At 35.3% G+C, this 207-nt stretch carries 1 protein-coding gene; it reads left to right on the forward strand.

From position 1 onward, the window contains the following. Positions 1-75: 75 nt before the first annotated feature. A partial coding sequence (locus ERX27_RS11330; protein WP_165983165.1) for a transposase occupies positions 76-207 on the forward strand: 132 nt, incomplete at its 3' end.

Here is a 207-nt window from a genome sequence, read left to right on the forward strand (position 1 = left end):
TGAATCGTCTACACTTAGTTGGACAATTTCTATGTGAATAGATATTGTTAATCTAAGAAAGTAGGCGATTTATTTATGTCACGTGAAAGAAGAAGTTTCAGTCCAGAATTCAAATTACAGATGGTCAAACTTTATGAGAATGGTAAACCTAGAAATGAAATTGTACGTGAGTATGACCTGACGCCTTCGGCATTAGGGAAATGGATC

Origin of the sequence: Macrococcus brunensis, from assembly GCF_004359615.1 — a bacterium.
In the GTDB taxonomy this organism is placed as follows: domain Bacteria; phylum Bacillota; class Bacilli; order Staphylococcales; family Staphylococcaceae; genus Macrococcus; species Macrococcus brunensis.